This window comes from Actinopolymorpha rutila (genome assembly GCF_013407855.1).
In the GTDB taxonomy this organism is placed as follows: domain Bacteria; phylum Actinomycetota; class Actinomycetes; order Propionibacteriales; family Actinopolymorphaceae; genus Actinopolymorpha; species Actinopolymorpha rutila.
This window is the reverse complement of the sequence record NZ_JACBZH010000001.1, coordinates 2,672,824-2,691,178: the sequence shown is the minus strand read 5'-3', so window position 1 is coordinate 2,691,178 and position 18,355 is coordinate 2,672,824. Positions and strand designations below refer to the sequence as shown.

Sequence of the window (18,355 nt, the reverse complement as noted above, 5' to 3'; positions counted from 1 at the left end):
CCGCGCGAAGGCGCCGGCGGCGAGGGTGCGCCACGGGACACGACGAGACGGGAGGACGAGCGAGGTGGAACTGCTTCCGCTGGTGTTCACCAGCGGCTGGGCGAGCGGCGTCAACGCCTACGCGACGGTCCTGCTCCTCGGCCTGTTCGGCCGGTTCCTCGGCGTCGAGGGCATCCCGGCGGCCCTGGAACGCACCGACGTGCTGCTGGCCGCGGCAGGCTTGTACGGGTTGGAGTTCGTGGCCGACAAGATCCCGTACGTCGACTCCGGCTGGGACGCCGTCTCCACCGCGATCCGGCCCACGGTCGGCGCGATCCTCGGGCTGCTGATCGCCGGGCACACCGGCGACCTCGACCAGGCCCTGTCGGCGACCGTGGCGGGAACGACCGCGCTGGCCAGCCACGCTGTCAAGACGGGGTTGCGGTTCGCGGTCAACACCTCACCGGAGCCGGCGAGCAACGTCGCGGTCAGCCTGGGCGAGGACCTGTCGGTGGCGGGCGCCCTGACCCTCGCGGTGACCTGGCCGTGGACGGCGTTCACGCTGGTCCTCGGCACCCTGGCGGGCGGTGGGCTGCTCACGCTGGTGCTGACCCGACGGGTCCGCCGCGGCTACCGCCGATGGCGCGAACGCCGGCACCAGATCCTCGAGCAACCCTGAGTCCGCAAACGATCCCCGAGTCTCGAACGATCCCCCGAGTCCTGGACGGCCCTGACGCCACCGGACGCTAGGGTCTGGCGACGTGGCACAGGTGGTGGTGGTCGGTGGAGGCGTCGGCGGACTCGCGGCGGCGGCCCGGCTGGCCAAGCTGGGCCACGACGTCTGCCTGTGCGAGGCGACGGACCGGCTCGGCGGCGCCGTGGCGACCGTGGAGCGCAGCGGGTTCCGGTGGGACCTCGGGCCGGCGACGATGACCCTGCCGGCGACGATGCGCGACCTGTTCCGCAAGTCCGGCCGCCCTCTCGAACGCGTTCGCACTCTCCTGCCGGTGTCCACTCCACGCCGGCACGTCTTCGCCGACGGATCGACCCTCGACCTGCCGGTGGAGAGCCGGTCGGGCCAACGCGACGCCCTCGAGGCGGTTCTGGGCCCGGCCGCGGCCACGGCCTGGGAGACCACCGTCGACGACCTGACCCCGGTGTGGGAGGTGCTGCGTACCCGGGCGCTTGAGGTGCCGTTCACCGGTGGGCGGGCGCTGGGTGCCGCCGGGCTGCGGACGCTGGGGTACGGGCGATCGCTGCGCGGGTTCGCACGTGCCCGGCTGGCCGAGCCGAGGCTGCGGCAGGTGCTGGAGTACGCCGCACTGCCCGATGGCGGCGTCCCACCCTCCCGGGCGCCCGCGTTCACCGCTGTGGCCGCCTACGTGGAGCGCACCTTCGGGTCCTGGTACTTCCCGGGCGGCTTCACGGAGTTGGCTACGGCCCTCGGCGAGCGGTTGGCCGAGCGCGGGGTGAACGTGCGGCTGGGCACCGAGGTCGTCGCGGTGACGACGGACCCGAAGGCGGCCGGTGACGCGCGGGGTTCGGTGACCGGCGTACGCCTGGCCGACGGTGAGACGTTGCCCGCACAGGTGGTGGTCGCCGACGTCGACGTGCGCACGCTGACCGACCGGATGCTGGACCGGCCGCCCGGGTCGCTGCGGCGCGGCGCGCGTTCACTGCGGGTTCCGCCGCCCCGGCCACGGTTGCTGCTCGGTGTTCGCACCGACGCGGGCTCGGCCCTGCCGTACGAGACCGTCCTGCACCCGGCGCCCGGCTCGGCCGGTCCGCCGGTCGTGGTCCGTGCCGCCCCCGTGGAGGAGGCCGCGCCCGAGGGGCACCAGGCGCTCAGTGTGCACCCTGCCGGTGAGGTCGGCGGTGAGGTCGGCGGTGGCGCCCGGGAGGGTACGCCGGAGGTGCTGGACCTGCTCGCCGAGCGCGGCCTCGACCTGCGGGACCGGGTTGTCACCCGGGTCGAGTCCCCGGTCCCGTCGTACGGGCCTACCTGGCGCGGCGCGTGGCGCGGCCTCGGCGTACCCGCCAACCGCACCGGCGTCGGCGGGCTGTTCGTCGTCGGTGGGACGGCGCATCCCGGACCAGGAGTGCCGCTGGTGCTGCTCGGAGCCGCGACGGTCGCCCAGGAGATCGGCCGCGCCTAGGGTCCCCCCGGATCGGGGTCGAGCAGTGAGCCGGTGCGTGGACCACATTGGCCGTCAACCGGTGCTTGCGTACGGACGTCCGCCGTACGCAAGCACCGGTTGACGAGCGCTCCCGGGCGATCGCCCGGGAGCGACCCTAGGACACGCGGGCGACCGGGCCGACCACGTTGGCGTAGATCTCGCGGGTCGCCGTGGACCGGTTGAGGGTGTAGAAGTGCAGGCCCGGTGCTCCTCCGTCGAGCAGTTTCTGGCACAGCTCGGTGGCGACCTCCACCCCGATCGCGCGGACCGTCGCCGGGTCGTCCTCGACCGCCAGCAACCGCTCGGCGAGGGCGGGTGGGAACGCCGCACCGGACAACGCCGCGAACCGCTGGATCTGCCGGACGTTGGTGACCGGCATGATGCCCGGGATGAGCGGCATGTCACACGACAGCCGCTCCGCCCGGTCACGCAGCGCGAAGTAGTCGTCGGCGTCGAAGAAGAACTGCGTCACCGCGAAGTCCGCACCCGCGGCCGCCTTGGCGGCGAGGTACTCCGCGTCGGAGTCCAGGCTGACCGCCTCCGGGTGCCCCTCGGGGAACGCCGCCACACCCACGCAGAAGTCGCCGAGCTCGCGGACGAGCGAGACGAGCTCGTCGGCGTGGTCGAGCCCCTCCGGGTGCCGGATCCAGGGTTGGTTGGGACCTCCTTCGGGGTCGCCGCGCAGCGCCAGGACGTTGCGGACTCCGGCGTCGGCGTACGCACCGATCACCGAACGCAGCTCCGCACGGGAGTGCCCCACACAGGTGAGATGGGCGACCGGCGTCAGCGTCGTGTCACTGGCGATCCGGGCGATGATCCGGACCGTGCGGTCGCGGGTGCTGCCGCCGGCACCGTAGGTGACCGAGACGAACGTCGGCGCCAGTGGCTCGAGCTCGCGGATGGCACGCCACAGCTGCTGCTCGCCCTGGTCGGTCTTGGGCGGGAAGAATTCGAACGAAAACGAACGATCGCCGCCCGTGAGCAGCTCACGGACGGATCGGGGCGGACGGGGACTGGTGGACGCTGGTCCAGAAGCCATGCGCCCAGGCTAGCGGTGCCGCACCCGGCCCCGTCTAGGCTGGCGCGCGTGCCGGACATCACCCAGCCGCATCGTGACCACGCCGAGACCGGTGCGGTCCCCGACCCGCCCGCCGATGATCTTGCTGTGCCGCCCATGCCGCCGGGTGCCGAGGCCGATCTGGCCGCGCTGCGGGCCGGGGTCGACCGGGCTCTGGAGGTCTTCCTCGCCGAGCGGGCCGCCGAACTGGACGACGTGGACGCCGAACTTCGCATCCAGAGCGATCTCGTGGCGGAGTTCGTCGCGGGCGGCAAGCGGCTCCGGCCGGCGTTCGCGTACTGGGGCTGGCGCGGTGCCGGCGGCGACCCCGACGATCCGCGGATGATGGTGGCCGCGGCGTCGCTGGAGTTGCTGCAGGCCGCCGCGATCGTGCACGACGACCTGATGGACGCCTCCGACACCAGGCGTGGCCGGCCCTCCATCCACCGGCAGTTCGCCGCCCTGCACCGCCAACGCGGCTGGGAGGGAGCGGGTGAGCGGTTCGGCCTGGGCGGGGCGCTGCTGCTCGGCGACCTGTGCCTGTGCTGGGCGGACGAGATGCTGCGCAAGTGCGGGTTGCCACCGGAGCGGCTGATCCCCGCGCTCGGCTACTTCGACACGATGCGCACCGAGGTGATGGCCGGGCAGTACCTCGACCTGGTGACGCAGTCCGCGGCCGACACGACGATGGCGCGGGCGATGCGCGTGGTGCGCTTCAAGAGCGCGAAGTACACCATCGAACGCCCCCTCCACCTCGGCGGTGCGCTCGCCGGTGCCGACGAGGACCTGCTCGCGGCGTACTCCGCGTACGGCCTGCCGCTGGGTGCGGCGTTCCAGTTGCGCGACGACGTTCTCGGGGTGTTCGGCGACCCGGCGGTCACCGGCAAGCCGGCCGGTGACGACCTGCGCGAGGGCAAGCGCACCGCGCTCGTCGCCAAGACCCTGGAGACCGCGACCCCCGCCCAGGCGGAACGTTTCCAGCGCTGGTTCGGCGACCCGGAGCTGGACTCACAGGGAGTCGCCGAACTCCGCGAGATCATCGTCTCCACCGGTGCGCTGGCCGCGGTCGAACGCCTCATCGCCGAGCTCACCGCGGAAGCGTCGCTGGCCCTCGACAAGGCGCCGTTGACAGCCGACGACGCCCGCGCCGCGCTCTCCGGGCTGGCCAGAGCCGCCACCCAGCGCACAGGCTGACGCGTCGGCGCGGACCACTCCCGCGGCCGGTCACTCCCAGGTCGGTACGTCGAGCACCGGGCCCGGACCGGCGACCACCACGGCCAGCACGCCCTGCTCCCGGTCGGCGGCACGGGTCGCGAACTCCGCCAGCGCGAGTTCGGTCGCCTGCGGGTTCAGCTCCGCCAGACCCGCCCAGCCCTGCCACCACAACACCACGCCGTGCTCGTCGCGCACTTCGGCGAGCAGGTCGGCGAACGCGTCGAAGCTGCGGCCGAGGTAGGCCGGGAAGCCCAGGTTCTTGGCCACCGCGTCCAGCAGGCCGGCCTTGTCGACGACCGTCGTGGTGTCCAGGTCGACGAAGTGCCAGCCTTCCTGGTCGACGACGGCCTTCGCCTTGACGGTGGGCGGTGCCGCCGGCCAGCGGTAGACACCTGGGGTGAGCTCACCGGCGAGCAGCAGGTCAAGCTGCGACATCGGCGACTCCTTTCGCGCTCTGCTGCAGGTCGTGGCCTGCGTGTCTCCCGGGCCCGGTCACCTCGGTCCTGGGCGCGACCCGACTGTGTGGGCATGTCTCGAGACGCACCGCTAGAACGCGAGCACCTGCGCGTGCCGGCGTACTTCCTTGATGCGGTTGTCGGCCAGCGCGTCGATCGGCCGGGTCCCCAGACCGTCGTCGACGGAGAACAACCAGCGCACGGTCTCCTCATCGTCGAAGCCACCGTCGTGCAGGACGGTGAGCGTGCCGGTGAGGCCCTTCAGGATGTGGCCGCCGTCGAGGAACGCCGCGGGCACGTGCAGCGCCCCGCGCTCGCCGTGCGCAACGGCGAGAAGCTCGCCCTCGCGCAGCAACTGGCGGACCCGGCTGACGTTGACGCCGAGGCGCTCGGCCACCTCGGGGATGTTCAGCCACTCCTGCACGAGGGTGTCGACGTCGGCCGGACTCTCCTGCCCGGCCGGATCCGGCCGGCCCGACTGCGGAGCCCCCTCCGGCTGCTGCGCGGTACGCTCCGACGGCTCCGTCTGCGTGATCGACTCGTTCTTGCTCACCCTGCAGAGCCTGCCACGGACGACTTGACGCTAACCGCTGGGTCCGCCAGCAGCGCGGGATCGACGGCTGCGCCGGATTCGGCGATCCGGCGGCCGGCAACGAAGTCGCGCGGCTGGTCGACGGCCAGGACGGCCGCCACCCGGGCGTCCTGGTCGAGCCAGAAGACCGACCACCGGTCGTCGGCGGCCGGGTCACCGCGCCACACCAGCTGGGTGCCCGGCACGTCCGGCTCGGCGCCGGGCGGACCGGCAGCAGGGGTCGAGGCGGGAAGTCCCGCGGCGGGAAGCCCGGCGTACTGCACCATCCGCCCGAACTGCTCACTCCAGACGTAAGGGACCGGGTCGTAGGTCTGCGCTCCGCCGAGCAGGTTGGCGACCGCGACCGCCGGTGCGCGCAGCGCGTCGTCCCAGTGCTCGCCGCGCACCCGCGCCCCGTACCGCGGCGACCAGCGGGCGGCGACGTCACCCACCGCGTAGACGCCGCGCCGGCCGGCCGCCAGGTCGGCGCCGACCACCACGCCCCGGTCCAGTTCCAGTCCGGAGTCGGCGAGCCAGCCGGTGGCCGGTCGCACCCCCACACCGACGATCACGACGTCGGCGCGCAGGGTGGTGCCGTCGGCGAAGTCGACGGTGTTCGGCCCGACGGCGGCCACCCGGTGGTCGAGGAGCAGGTCCGCCCCGGCCTCGGCGTACCACGGCGCCAGGTGCCGGCCGACCTGCGGTGGCAACGCGTGCGCGACCGGGGTCGGCGCCTGCTCCACGACGGTGACCCGGCAGCCGACCGTCCGGGCGACGGTCGCCACCTCCGCCCCGATCCAGCCGGCGCCGACGATGACGACGGCCGCTCCCGGCCGCAGCGCCGCCCGCAGTGCGTGGGCGTCGTCGTGAGTACGCAGGTAGCGGGCGCCCTCGCCGGGCAGCACGACCGGCTCGGCGCCGGTGGCGAGCACCAGCCCGTCGAAGTCGAGGTCCGGGCCGGACACCTCGCCCGGACCCGCCGTCTCCACGACGTCGCCGCGCAGCCGGGTCGCGCGTACGCCGGGACGGAAGTCCACCCGCAGCTCGTCCGGGTCGAACGGCAGCGCCGAGTCGTCGGACTTCCCGGACAGGATCGCCTTCGACAGCGGCGGCCGGTCGTAGGGTCCCCGCGACTCCGCACCGACCAGGGTCAGCTCACCGGCGTACCCCTGCTCGCGCAGCCCGACGACCGTGCGCAGCCCGGCCAGCCCGGCTCCCACCACCACGACTCGTTCCACCCGACCGACCCTAGCGTCGCCCTCGTGATCGCCCGGACGCGCGAGGAAGAGCGCCTGTGCGGGCGAGCGTCTGGCCTACCCTGGACCGATGTCCGTCGACCAGGGGTTACTCACCGGCGAGGAGTACGCCGACACCTCCCGGCTGTCCGACCGCATCTCCATCTACGCCTGGCAACGGCCGCGGCTCGATCTCGGCGGGGCTGTCCTGGAGCTGCTGCGCGACCTGCCCGGGCCGGGACCGGTGCTGGACGTGGGCTGGGGCACCGGCGCGCTGACCCGCCGGCTGCGCGCGGACCGGCCCGACCTGCGGGTGGTCCCCGTCGACCTCTCGGCCGGGCTGCGCCCGGAGGTGGTGGGCGAGGTCGACCGGCTGCCGTTCGCCGACGGCTCGGTGGGCGCGGTGCTGGCGATGTACATGCTCTACTACGCGACCGACCCGGCGAACGCGGTGCGCGAGCTGCGGCGGGTGCTGCGCCCGGGCGGGCGGCTGGTGGCCGGTACGAACGCCGCCGCCGACAAGCCGCAGTGGGCGCGGCTGTGGACGGACACCCTGCGGGACCTGGGCGTCTCCGACCCGCCGCCGTACGACCGGGGCGACTCCCGCTTCGACCTCGAGCGGGGTGCCGAGCTGGTGCGGGAGGTGTTCGGCGCGGTCGAGGTGCACGACCACCGGCACGAGATCGCCGTACCCGAGGCCGGGCCGGTTCTCGCCTACCTGCACAGCACCCGCGGGCGACAGGCCCGGGCGCTGCCGAAGGGCCTGACCTGGGCGGACTTCCGGTCCGCCGCGTCCGACCGAATCCAGGCCGAGGTCGACCGGTTCGGCGCGTTCGTGATCACCGGCCACACCGGGATGCTGACCGCCGTCGCCTGACGGCTGAGCGTTTGCAGGCGGGTCGTACTCCGATGCTGTCGGTCCGGCAACCGGTCGCACCGAATCGCGCCGAAGTCGCTCTGAACACTGCCGTGACGTACGACACAACGTGGGGAGATGACGGGCGCGACGGGGCGATGGCGGGCGAGCCCGGGCGAGGCCGGGTGTTGCGGGCAGTCGGCGCGGCCTGCCGCCCTTCTCACCTGAGGTCTTTACACTCGTGACGTCCCAACCGCCATCCCAGCGAGGCCCCTGCGTGGACGTCACGGTCAGCGATCCCCTGGTCGGTCGCCTGCTCGACGGCAGGTACCGCGTGGGGCGACGTGTCGCACGAGGCGGTATGGCCACTGTCTACGTGGCCGTCGACACCCGGCTCGACCGCACCGTCGCCGTCAAGATTCTGCACGCCGGCCTGGTCGAGGACGCCGATTTCGTCCGGCGTTTCCAGCGCGAGGCTCGGTCGGCCGCGCGGCTGTCCCACCCGAACGTGGTGGCGGTGTTCGACCAGGGCGCCGACGACGGCACGCCCTACCTCACGATGGAGTACGTCGCCGGCCGCACCCTGCGGGACGCGCTGTACGACGAGGGGCCGATGCCGCCGGAGCGGACGCTGGAGCTGCTCGACCAGGTGCTGCAGGCGCTCGCCGCGGCCCACGAGGCGGGCATCGTGCACCGCGACGTCAAGCCCGAGAACGTCCTGCTCGGCCGCGACGACCACGGCGACGTGGTGAAGGTCGCGGACTTCGGCCTGGCCCGGGCGGTGTCCGCGGCCACCAACACCTCCACCCACGGCCTGCTGATGGGCACGGTCTCCTACCTCGCACCCGAGCAGGTGACCCACGGCACCGCCGACGCGCGCGCGGACGTCTACGCCGCCGGGATCATGACGTACGAGATGCTGGTCGGCTCCAAGCCGCACGAGGGCGACTCGCCGATCCAGGTGGCGTACAAGCACGTCAACAAGGACGTACCGGAGCCGTCGAAGTCCGCGTCCGACATCCCGGCGTTCCTGGACGCGCTGGTGCTGCGGGCTACCGCTCGCGACCCCGCGGTGAGGCCCGCCGACGCCCGGGTCTTCCTCCGCCACGTCCGCCGGGCGCGCGCCGCGCTGCGCGACGGCGTGGACGACCCGGAGCTGACCCAGGACCTCAGGGCGTTCCGGCGGCCCGAGCAGCCGGCCGCCGAGCACACCCTGATCGCACCGCTGGAACAGATCCGCGCGGCCTCGGCGGCCGCGTTGTCGCCGTCGGTCGCCCTCCGCCCGGACCGGCTCGACGACGGGCAGCCGGCCGACAACGCGGACGTACCCGATCCCGACGAGCCGGCTCCGGCACCGCGGGCGTGGTGGCTTCGGGCACCGGTCGTCGCCGGCCTGGTCGCGGCCGTCCTGCTGGCCGGCGGGGTGACCAGCTGGCTCGCCGGCATCGGGCCGTTCACCAGGGTGCCGCCGGTGGTCGACGTGGCCCAGAAGAAGCTGCCCGGCCTGGCCGAGGAGTCCGGGGTGAAGTTCGTCGTCGCCGGCCAGGTCTACAGCGAGAACGTACGCAAGGGCCACGTCGTCCGGGCCGCGCCGGCACCTCGCGCCCGCACCTGGCGGGGCGGGCCGGTCCAGGTCTGGATGTCCCTGGGGCCGGAGGTGCACGACGTACCCCGGCTCACCGGCACGTCCGAGGACCGCGCCCGGCAACTGCTCGGTGAGGCCCGGCTGCGGGTCGAGGAGGTGCAGACGGCGTTCAGCGACACCGTCGGTGCCGGGCGGATCATCTCCACCTCCCCCGAGGCCGGCACGCCGCTGCGTCGGGACGGCGAGGTGACGCTGATCGTCAGCAAGGGCCGGGAGCCGGTCGACCTGCCGCCGGTGGCCGGGATGCCGTACGCCGCGGCCGACTCCACACTCACCGCGCTGGGGCTGAAGGTCACCCGTACGGACGCCTTCTCCGACCAGGTGCCGCCCGGCGCGGTGATCGGGCAGCAGCCGCAGCCGGGCCGGGTCTTCCGCGGCGACACAGTGCGCGTCACGGTGTCGAAGGGGCCGGAGTTCGTACCCGTCCCGTCCGTGGCCCGGATGCCGGTGGCCGACGCACAGAAGAAGCTGGCCGACGCCGGTTTCCAGGTGCAGGTGAAGCGCAACCCCGTCTTCGTCGGGCTGAACGTCGTGGTGACCCAGACGCCGGCCGCAAACGCTCCGGCGCGCGTCGGCTCGGTCGTCGTACTGGACATCGTCTGAGCCGACCACGAGCCACCGGCCGGCACGCCGCTCTCCACGTCGGCTCCGGCAACGCGAGTGCGCCAACGACAGGTTGACTGCTTGGGTGTGCCCATGGATCTCGACGCCCGTATCGCTCTCGTCACCCGCACCTGGGTCCCTACCCAGCAGCTGCATCCGGGCAATGTGGCCTGGCACGGCAGTGGGTGCGACGGCGCCCCACCCGCCGACGCGACCCTCGACGGCGACGGCTGGTTCGCCGAGATGTGGCACCACGACGATGAGGCGGAGGCCGAGGGGCACTTCTCTCCCGACCTGTCACCGGACGAACGGCGCCTCGCGTTCGACAGGATCCGCTCGCATGCGCCTCACGGGTCGATCAGTCTGGTGACGGACTCACCGATGGCGAGCACGCTTCGCGCGGCCGGCGCTCACGATCTCGGCGGGCCGTTCTTCCTCCTCCAGCATCGTGGTCTGGACCAGCTGCCGAGCCTGCCCCTGCCACCGGGGTACAGCCTCCTGGCTGCCGAGGAAGCCGGAGAGCACGCCCGCGTCGACGCACACCGCCTCGCCTGGGCACCTGCTCGCATCAGGGAACTACTCGGCCTGCCGGTGACCGGCAAGGAGCCGCAGAGCAACTTCACGCTCGACAAGTACAGAGCGATGAAGGCCGTCTCCCTCTATCGGCCTGAACTCGACCTCGTGGTCGTGGCACCGGACGGCAGCCCGGCCGCGTTCGCACTTGGCTGGTACGACGATCACTCCCGAAGCGTTCTCTTCGAGCCGGTCGGCACGAGCCCGGAGCATGCCCGGCGTGGTCTGTCCCAGTCTGTCTGCGTCGCGGTGATGACGAAGGCTCGGGACCTGGGCGCCACGCAGGCGGTCGTCGGTCCGCGCGGCGACGACGCGTACCCGGCGCCGCGGCGGCTCTACCGGACCCTCGGCTTCTCCACTCTGGCGCGCACCCGCACGCTGGCATGGGATGCGGGCCAGGGGCGTGACCTGGGCACTCGGAGCGACGCAGACGTCTGAGATGGTGGGCCGGTGGCATCCTCAGCTCCCCCGGGCGCACCGGCCCGCGCCGCCGCGACCGCGCGGGGTCCCCGGGCCCGCGCCCGGCGACCCGTCCCGCCGATCGGCAGCCACCTTCCGGTGGGCGCCGGGCTGGCCAGGGGTGCCTTCCGTACGGCCGTCGACATCGGCGCGGAGGCGCTGCAGGTCTTCGTCGGCAACCCGCGCGGCTGGGCACGCGCCGCCGGAGATCCCGAGCAGGACGAGGCGTTCCGTTCCCTGTGCGCGGATGCCGGGATCCGCGCGTTCGTGCACACGCCGTACCTCGTGAACTTCGGCTCCCCCACCCCCGCCACGCTGGAACGCTCGGTCGACATCGTGGCGCACAACCTCGTCCGCGCGTACGCCATCGGCGCCGAAGGTGTCGTCGTGCACACCGGTTCGTGCGTCGCCGAGGGCAGCCGCGAGGTCGCGATGCGGCAGGCACGCGAGGCGCTGCTGCCGATCCTGGACGCGTTGCCCGACGACGCTCCCCCGCTGCTCCTGGAACCCACCGCCGGCCAGGGCCAGTCGCTGTGCTCGGGGGTGGAGGACCTGCCGGCCTACCTCGCCGCGCTCGACGACCATCCCCGGCTGGGCGTCTGCCTGGACACCTGCCACGTGTTCGCCGCCGGAGCGCCGCTGGACGCACCGGGCGGCACGACCGAGACCCTGGACCGGCTGGTCGCGCAGGCCGGCCCCGATCGGCTGCGGCTGGTGCACGCCAACGACTCCAAGGACCCCCGCGGCAGTTTCCGCGACCGGCACGAACGCATCGGGCAGGGACACATCGGCCCGGAAGCGTTCGAGGAACTGCTGCGTCATCCGGCCGTCGCGGGCGTTCCCGTCGTCGTGGAGACTCCCGGCGGGGTCGAGGCGTCCCGTGAGGACATCGCCGCGCTCAAACGTGCGAGGGGGCGGTGAGCGGCCGCACCGGCAGCACAGACCGCGGCACCGGTAGCGCAGACCGCGGCGACGGCAGCACGGACAACACCGCGCCGTCGTCCCACCCTGATCGACCCGGCGGACTCGGCGGGACGTCCGGAAGCGGTTCGGCGGGTGCGGTGCCGAAACTGGCCGTGCTCGGACTGCTCGCGGTCACCGCCTCCTGGGGTTCGACGTTCTTCCTCATCAAGGACGTGGTCACCCGGGTTCCGGTGCCGGACTTCCTCGCGGTGCGGTTCGCCGTCGCCGCCGTCGTGCTGGGTGTCTTCGCCGCACCGACGCTCGCCCGGCTCGGTGCCGCCGCGTGGCGGCGAGGTGCCGTGCTCGGCCTGCTCTACGGACTGGCCCAGATCCTTCAGACCGAGGGGCTGGCGCACACCTCCGCGTCGGTGTCGGGGTTCGTCACCGGGATGTACGTCGTACTCACGCCGGTTCTGGCCGGGGTGCTGCTCCGCCACCGGATCGGGCGCGCCACCTGGCTCGCGGTCGCACTGGCAACCGCCGGGCTGGCCGTACTTGCCCTGCGTGGGTTGGCGTTCGGGCCCGGCGAGCTGCTGACCCTGCTGTCCGCGGGGCTGTACGCCCTGCACATCGTCGCGCTCGGCGCGTGGACCAACCAGCGGGACGCGTTCGGCCTGTCCGTCGTGCAGCTCGGCGTCATCGCCGTGGTGTGCGGCGTCGCCGCCGCTCCGGGCGGGATCACCGTGCCGGACCGGACCGGCGACTGGCTCGCCCTGCTCTACATGGCGCTGATCGCCGGCGCCTTCGCCCTGGTGACCCAGACGTGGGCGCAGGCACACCTGCCGCCGACCCGGGCCGCGGTCATCATGTGCATGGAACCGGTGTGGGCGTCGGCGTTCGCGCTGCTGTTCGGCGGGGAGTCCCTGACCGGACGAATGGTGGCCGGTGGCGGACTCATTCTGGCCGCTATGTACACCGCCGAACTCGCACCGAGGCGCCGACTCCCAGCGGAGACCCCTCACCTGCCGGTTTGAGACCGAGGTGTTACAGGGCCGGGTCGGTAAACGCGTTCCGGTGCCCTAGCATCTGCGCCAGCATCTGCGTGATCATCACCTGGGAACGTTCCCAGATTGCCCGCCGGGGCGTGTCCGGAAGGAGGTCGACGGTTCGGCGTCATCCCCACTCACCGGAGGCACCACCTTGTCAGTCAGCACCCAAGACGCGCTGGACACCGGCTCACCGGGCCAGCGGAGCACCACCTCGTCGCGGTCGGCCTGGACACCGCGCGACAAGGCGAATCTCAAGAAAGGGCTGATCTTCATCAGCCCGTGGATCCTGGGGACCATCGCGTTCGTGGTCTTCCCGATCTTCTACTCGCTGATCATCAGTCTTACCAAGTACAGCGGCATGCAAACCCCGCAGTGGGTCGGACTCAGCAACTACACCCGGATGTTCCAGGACCCGCTGGCCTGGACGTCGATCCTCAACACGCTGTTCTACTCCGGGTGGGCGGTGCCGGTGGGGCTCGTCGTCGCCCTGCTCCTCGCGCTGGCGATGAACCGCAGCGTCCGCGAGGTCGCGGTCTACCGCACGGCGCTCTACCTGCCCTCGCTCGCCCCGATCTTCGCGATGTCGTTCATCTTCATCGTGCTGGTCAACCCGGGCACCGGCATCGTCAACCAGGCCATCTCGTTGTTCGGCGGCCAGGAGCGTGACTTCCTCGGCGACCCGACCACGGCGAAGCTCGTCATCGTGGCGATGGCCCAGCTCGGTGCGGGCAACGCCGCGCTGATCTACCTCGCCGGCCTGAACAACATCCCGCAGACGTTGTACGAGGCCGCCCGCATCGACGGCGCCAGTGCGGCCCAGTCGTTCTTCCGCATCACCCTGCCGCTGCTCACCCCGTCGATCCTCTTCAACCTCATCACCGGGATCAGCGCGGGCCTGCAGGTGTTCACCCAGGCCTACATCCTCACCGGGGGCGGGCCGAACAACGGCACCCTGTTCTACATGCTCTACCTGTACCGCAACGCGTTCAGCTACGCCGATCTCGGCTACGCGTCGGCGCTCGCGGTCGCGCTCTTCCTCATCGGGGTCGTGCTGGCCCTGCTCGTCTACCAGGTCTCGCGGCGCTTCGTGAACTACGAAGTCGTCTCCTGACCGCGGGCTCACCATCACGAATTCCGAAGCTGCGAAGGACTCACCATGACCACACAGACCGATACACCCGGTGCGCGCTACGGCGGCACCGGCGGTCCAGTGATGTCGGCCCGCGAGCGCACCGCACGCACTCTCGGGGACCGCATCGGCGTCCGCGTCTTCCTCGTCGCGATGTCGCTGCTGTTCCTGCTGCCGATCTACTGGATGATCATCACGTCCCTGAAGTCCAACGAGGAACTCGGCATCACGCCCGCGACGCTGTTCCCGAAGGTACTTCACTGGGGCAACTACATCGAGGCGTTCAGGGCGTTCCCGTTCGCGACGTACTTCGGCAACTCCCTGCTCATCACCGTGCTCAGCGTGATCGGCTCGATCATCTCCAACCTGATCGTCGCCTACGGTTTCTCCTGCATCGACTGGCGCGGACGGGACAAGGTGTTCTACGTCGTCCTCGCCACGCTGTTCATTCCGTTCCCGATCGCGCTCATCCCGACGTTCGACCTGTTCGCCTGGCTGCACTGGATCAACACCCTGCTGCCGCTGGTGGTCCCGAACTTCCTCGGCAGCGCGTTCTTCATCTTCCTGCTCAGGCAGTTCCTGCTGCAGATTCCGCGTGAGCACCTGGACGCGGCGCGCATCGACGGTGCGAGCGAGGCGCGGATCCTGTGGCAGGTGGTGTTCCCGATGGCCCGGCCCGCGGTCGCGGCGGTGGCCATCTTCACCGCCGTCGGCGCCTGGAACGACTTCCTGGGACCACTGCTCTACCTCCAGGACGAGGCCAAGCAGACGCTGGCCATCGGCATCCAGGCGTTCCGCAGCACCCACGACGTGCAGTTCAACCTGCTGATGGCGGCGTCGTTGATGATTCTCGCGCCGTTGGTGATTCTCTTCTTCGCCGCACAGAAGTACTTCATCCGCGGCATCACCCTCGGGAGCTTCAAGTGAGCGAGAAGACGCTGAACGAGAAGACTCCGAGAGGACGGGCAGACATGAGGTCGCGACCGCGCCGTATCCGAAGGGTCGTCCTCGCCATGCTCGCCATGCTCCTGGTGGCCGGTACGGCGGGCGCGTGCTCGGGGAGCTCCTCCGACCGCAAGCTGCTGGTGTGGACCCAGCTGGGCGGCGAACGCGAGCTCAAGGCCCAGAACCTCGTCATCGACGCGTTCGAGAAGGCCAACCCCGGCGTCAAGGTGCAGATCGTGCCGAAGTCGGGACAGTTCACCGGCGACTCGGCAGCGCTGATCGCCGCGGTGCGCGGCAACACCCCGCCGAACGTCTACATCATCGACCGGTTCACCACCGCGCAGGCGGCCTCGGTCGGGTTGTTCGAGGACCTGCAACCGCGCATTGACAAGGACGGGGAGAACCTCCGCAGCAAGTACCTCCCGTACGCCGCGGACGAGGCGACGTACAAGGGCGACATGTACGCGCTGCCGTTCGACACCGACGTGCGCGGACTGATGTACAACAAGACGGTCCTGCGCGACGCCGGCATCGACCCGGAGGTGCTCGACCCGAAGAACGGCCCGCCGACCATCGACGAGGTCATCGCCCTGGGCAAGAAGATGGACAAGAAGGACAAGCGGGGCAACTACACCCGGATGGGGTTCATCCCCTGGGACGGCCAGGCGTTCCACGCCACCTGGGCGATCATCAACCGGGCGAAGTGGTTCGACGACAAGACCTGCGAGCTCACCCTGAACAGCCCGGGGTGGACCAAGGCCATGCAGGACTTCGCCGACTGGGCCAAGGAGTTCGACTACACCCGGGTGCAGACGTTCCTCGCGACCTACCGGCCGCCGAACCAGCCGCCCACCCAGTCGCCGTTCTACACCGGCCACATCGGGATGGCCGTCGACGGCAACTGGTCGGTCGGCAGCATCAACGAGTACGCCCCGAAACTCGACTACGGCGTGACCTACCTACCGGTGCCGAAGAAGGGCGACAAGCCGCTGACCTGGGCCGGTGGTTTCGCCCTGACCATGCCCAAGGGCGCACCGAACCAGGACCTCACCTGGAAGTTCATGAAGTTCATGGCCGGTGAGCAGGGCCAGCGCATCTACGCCAAGTCGGCCAGCAAGATCCCGACGTGGCAGAGCCTGGTGAACGACAAGAGCGTCACCGGCGACCAGGGAATCTTCCCGAGCATGGTGAAGTTCACCACCTCGCGGCCGCCGCTGCCGGTGGGTGCGCAGATCTCGGACTCCATGGACGCCGCACAGCAGGCGGTGCTCCTCGGCGACTCCACGCCGGCGGAAGCGTTGTCGATCGCGCAGAACCGGGCAGGTCCGCAGATGAAGCAGTTCTGTCCGTTCAAGCTGCCCACTCACCCGGAGTAGCCGAACGGCGTAACCCGCGAACATCCTCGCGGACGGCGATCCCGTCGGCGAGGAACCACACAGCGGAGGACGAAGGGGCGGTCGGGCGCATGGTCCGACCGCCCCGCCGTGCGTCCGCTGCTGTTCGCCGTTCGCCGCTGTTCGCCACCGTTCGCCGCACGGTGCGTGGCCCGAGACCGACCGTTTCCGGGCTGGTTCCGACCTCGGCGCACGCCGGCGGCGGTGATCTGCGACCATGTTTGCGTGCAGGGTCGGCACTTCGGAGCGGACGTAACCCCGGAGCGCCTGGCGCGAATCGACGCCCGCCGGGGTGTACCGCCAGGGCAGAGTTGTGTGTCCACGTGGAAGGTCATGCACTACGGCCGGGTTCCCCGCTCGACCGATCCGCAGGGCTGGGACTTCCGGGTCATCGGGGCCACCGCCAGCGGCACCGAGCACATCCTGAACTTCGCGACCCTGGCCACCCTCCCCCGGGTGAACGTGCTGGCCGACCTGCACTGCGTGAACGGTTTCAGCCTGCTCGACCTGACCTGGACGGGCATCCCCACCCAGGCGCTGCTTGAGCTCGCACCGCCACGGGAGGACGTACGCCACGTCATGGCCTGGGCGCAGTACGGCTACTCCGCCAACCTTCGGCTCGCCGACCTGCAGGCCGAGGGCACCCTGCTGGCGACCGGCGTGGGCGGCGAGGACCTCTCCCCCGAGCACGGCGGGCCGCTCCGTTTGGTGCTCCCGCACCTGTACGCCTGGAAGGGCCCGAAGTGGCTCCGCGCGATCGAGTACCTCACCGAGGAGCGGCGCGGCTTCTGGGAGGAGCGCGGCTACCACAACTCCGCCGACCCCTGGTCGGGAGAGCGGTACGCCTACCAGGAAAGCGCCGCCACGGGCCCCAACTAGCCCACGGTCTCAACCGCAACCTGATTGAGACCTCGGCCGCGTCCACATGCCGGACGTTTCGGTAAACGGAGCCGAGTCCGCCGGTTACGCTCACCCTCTCGCCGGCCGGAGTATGGCCGGTGCGGGGACGGAGGTGCGCCTCACATGGTCGTGGTGATGAGTCCTGGCGCACCGCCGGAGCACCTCGCCGCGGTGGTGGCCCGGATCGAGTCGGCGGGTGCGAAGGCGTTCGTGAGCCGTGGCCTGGACCGCACCATCGTCGGGGTCATCGGCGATGGTTCCCGGATGGCCGAGCTCACTCTCGCGGGGATGCCGAGCGTGACCACGGTGCTCCGGGTCAGCGAACCGTACAAACTCGTCAACCGCCAGGCCCGCACCGACCGCTCCGTCGTCTGGGTCGGCTCCGGCGGCCGCGAAGTGCCGGTCGGCCCGGGCACGTTCACCCTGATCGCCGGCCCGTGCGCGGTGGAGAGTGCCGCGCAGACCCTCGGTGCGGCCCGGCTGGCGGCCGGAGCCGGGGCCACCCTGCTGCGCGGCGGGGCGTACAAGCCGCGCACGTTTCCCGGAGTTTTCCAGGGCCTGGGCAAGGACGCCCTGCGGATCCTCGCCGACGTCCGCGAAGCCACCGGGCTGTACGTCGTCACCGAGGTGATCGACCCCGCCGACGTCGACCTGGTGGCGTCGTACGCCGACATGCTCCAGATCGGCGCCACCAACATGCAGAACTACGCGCTGCTGGACAGCGTGGGCCGCCAGAACAAGCCGATCCTGCTGAAGCGGGGGCTGCAGGCCAGTGTCGACGAGTGGCTGATGGCAGCGGAGTACGTCGCCCAGCGCGGCAACTGCGAGATCGTGCTCTGCGAACGCGGCATCCGGACGTTCGAGACCGCGACCAGCGCCACCCTCGACCTGGCGGCGATCCCCCTCGTCCAGCGGCTGTCCCACCTCCCGGTCGTGGTCGACCCGACCCATGCCGCCGGCCGCAGGGACCTGATCGTGCCGCTGGCCCGGGCCGCGATCGCCGCCGGGGCGGACGGCCTGCTGATCGACGTGCACCCCGACCCGGAGAACGCCCTGGTGGACGGCGCGCAGGCGCTGGCCGGCGCCGAGCTGCGCGAGCTCGCCAGTGCCGTACGCCAACTGCCGCCGATGCTCGGCCGCAGGCCGGCCCTGCCACGTGGCGAGGGTGCCGGCTCCGTACGCCTGGGCTCGCCCTCGTCCTGAGGGCCCC

17 protein-coding genes are annotated in these 18,355 nt (G+C 71.5%); 13 read left to right on the top strand and 4 right to left on the bottom strand.

Annotation, left to right across the window (positions count from 1 at the left end; all coding sequences use genetic code 11):
- Window positions 1–64: 64 nt before the first annotated feature.
- The gene (locus F4554_RS12050; RefSeq protein ID WP_179787461.1) at window positions 65–658 is read left to right on the top strand and encodes a DUF4126 family protein; all 594 of its coding nucleotides are present in this window, start codon (window positions 65–67) and stop codon (window positions 656–658) included.
- Between the two features lie 82 nt (window positions 659–740).
- Entirely contained in the window at window positions 741–2,135 is a 1,395-nt protein-coding gene (locus F4554_RS12045; RefSeq protein WP_179787460.1) for an FAD-dependent oxidoreductase, read from the top strand.
- 136 nt (window positions 2,136–2,271) lie between these two features.
- Here F4554_RS12045 and metF read toward each other — a convergent pair whose 3' ends face one another.
- Window positions 2,272–3,195, bottom strand: a complete 924-nt coding sequence (gene metF / locus F4554_RS12040) for a methylenetetrahydrofolate reductase [NAD(P)H] (RefSeq protein WP_179787459.1) — start codon at window positions 3,193–3,195, stop codon at window positions 2,272–2,274.
- Between the two features lie 48 nt (window positions 3,196–3,243).
- On the opposite strand from metF, the gene F4554_RS12035 reads away from it, so the two are divergent.
- The gene (locus F4554_RS12035; protein ID WP_337795990.1) at window positions 3,244–4,407 is read left to right on the top strand and encodes a polyprenyl synthetase family protein; all 1,164 of its coding nucleotides are present in this window, start codon (window positions 3,244–3,246) and stop codon (window positions 4,405–4,407) included.
- Between the two features lie 30 nt (window positions 4,408–4,437).
- On the opposite strand, the gene F4554_RS12030 is transcribed toward F4554_RS12035, so the two are convergent.
- The 3 genes from F4554_RS12030 to F4554_RS33550 all read right to left on the bottom strand — a co-directional run bounded on the left by F4554_RS12030 (window position 4,438) and on the right by F4554_RS33550 (window position 6,692).
- Window positions 4,438–4,863 (bottom strand): barstar family protein, encoded by a 426-nt coding sequence (locus F4554_RS12030; protein WP_179787458.1) that lies wholly within the window; start codon window positions 4,861–4,863, stop codon window positions 4,438–4,440.
- A 111-nt stretch (window positions 4,864–4,974) separates the two neighbouring features.
- Window positions 4,975–5,436, bottom strand: coding sequence for an Rv2175c family DNA-binding protein (locus F4554_RS12025; protein ID WP_337795989.1), 462 nt, complete (start codon window positions 5,434–5,436; stop codon window positions 4,975–4,977).
- Window positions 5,433–6,692 (bottom strand): FAD-dependent oxidoreductase, encoded by a 1,260-nt coding sequence (locus F4554_RS33550; RefSeq protein WP_179787457.1) that lies wholly within the window; start codon window positions 6,690–6,692, stop codon window positions 5,433–5,435. Before F4554_RS33550 ends, F4554_RS12025 begins: the two co-directional genes overlap by 4 nt.
- An 88-nt stretch (window positions 6,693–6,780) precedes the next feature.
- Between F4554_RS33550 and F4554_RS12015 the strand changes: the two genes are divergently transcribed.
- The 10 genes from F4554_RS12015 (at window position 6,781) to aroF (ending at window position 18,348) form a co-directional block, all read left to right on the top strand.
- Window positions 6,781–7,566: a class I SAM-dependent methyltransferase gene (locus F4554_RS12015; RefSeq protein WP_179787456.1), complete on the top strand. Its 786-nt coding sequence runs from the start codon at window positions 6,781–6,783 to the stop codon at window positions 7,564–7,566.
- Between the two features lie 220 nt (window positions 7,567–7,786).
- Window positions 7,787–9,793, top strand: coding sequence for a Stk1 family PASTA domain-containing Ser/Thr kinase (pknB, locus tag F4554_RS12010; protein ID WP_337795988.1), 2,007 nt, complete (start codon window positions 7,787–7,789; stop codon window positions 9,791–9,793).
- A 93-nt stretch (window positions 9,794–9,886) separates the two neighbouring features.
- Complete coding sequence (locus F4554_RS12005; RefSeq protein ID WP_179787454.1) at window positions 9,887–10,804, top strand: GNAT family N-acetyltransferase; 918 nt, start codon at window positions 9,887–9,889, stop codon at window positions 10,802–10,804.
- Between the two features lie 12 nt (window positions 10,805–10,816).
- Window positions 10,817–11,746, top strand: coding sequence for a deoxyribonuclease IV (locus tag F4554_RS12000; RefSeq protein WP_179787453.1), 930 nt, complete (start codon window positions 10,817–10,819; stop codon window positions 11,744–11,746).
- Window positions 11,743–12,762 carry a DMT family transporter gene (locus F4554_RS11995; protein ID WP_337795987.1) on the top strand — a complete coding sequence of 340 codons (1,020 nt, stop codon included), beginning with the start codon at window positions 11,743–11,745 and terminating at the stop codon, window positions 12,760–12,762. Before F4554_RS12000 ends, F4554_RS11995 begins: the two co-directional genes overlap by 4 nt.
- Before the next feature lie 166 nt (window positions 12,763–12,928).
- Window positions 12,929–13,888, top strand: coding sequence for a carbohydrate ABC transporter permease (locus F4554_RS11990; protein ID WP_238341277.1), 960 nt, complete (start codon window positions 12,929–12,931; stop codon window positions 13,886–13,888).
- Between the two features lie 45 nt (window positions 13,889–13,933).
- Entirely contained in the window at window positions 13,934–14,833 is a 900-nt protein-coding gene (locus F4554_RS11985; protein ID WP_179787452.1) for a carbohydrate ABC transporter permease, read from the top strand.
- Window positions 14,834–14,877: 44 nt separating this feature from the next.
- The gene (locus F4554_RS11980) at window positions 14,878–16,227 is read left to right on the top strand and encodes an ABC transporter substrate-binding protein (protein WP_179787451.1); all 1,350 of its coding nucleotides are present in this window, start codon (window positions 14,878–14,880) and stop codon (window positions 16,225–16,227) included.
- A gap of 333 nt (window positions 16,228–16,560) precedes the next feature.
- Window positions 16,561–17,124 (top strand): molybdopterin-dependent oxidoreductase, encoded by a 564-nt coding sequence (locus tag F4554_RS11975; RefSeq protein WP_337795986.1) that lies wholly within the window; start codon window positions 16,561–16,563, stop codon window positions 17,122–17,124.
- 156 nt (window positions 17,125–17,280) lie between these two features.
- On the top strand, window positions 17,281–18,348 hold the full coding sequence (aroF, locus tag F4554_RS11970) for a 3-deoxy-7-phosphoheptulonate synthase (RefSeq protein ID WP_238341276.1): 1,068 nt from the start codon (window positions 17,281–17,283) through the stop codon (window positions 18,346–18,348).
- The last annotated feature ends 7 nt before the right edge of the window (window positions 18,349–18,355 follow it).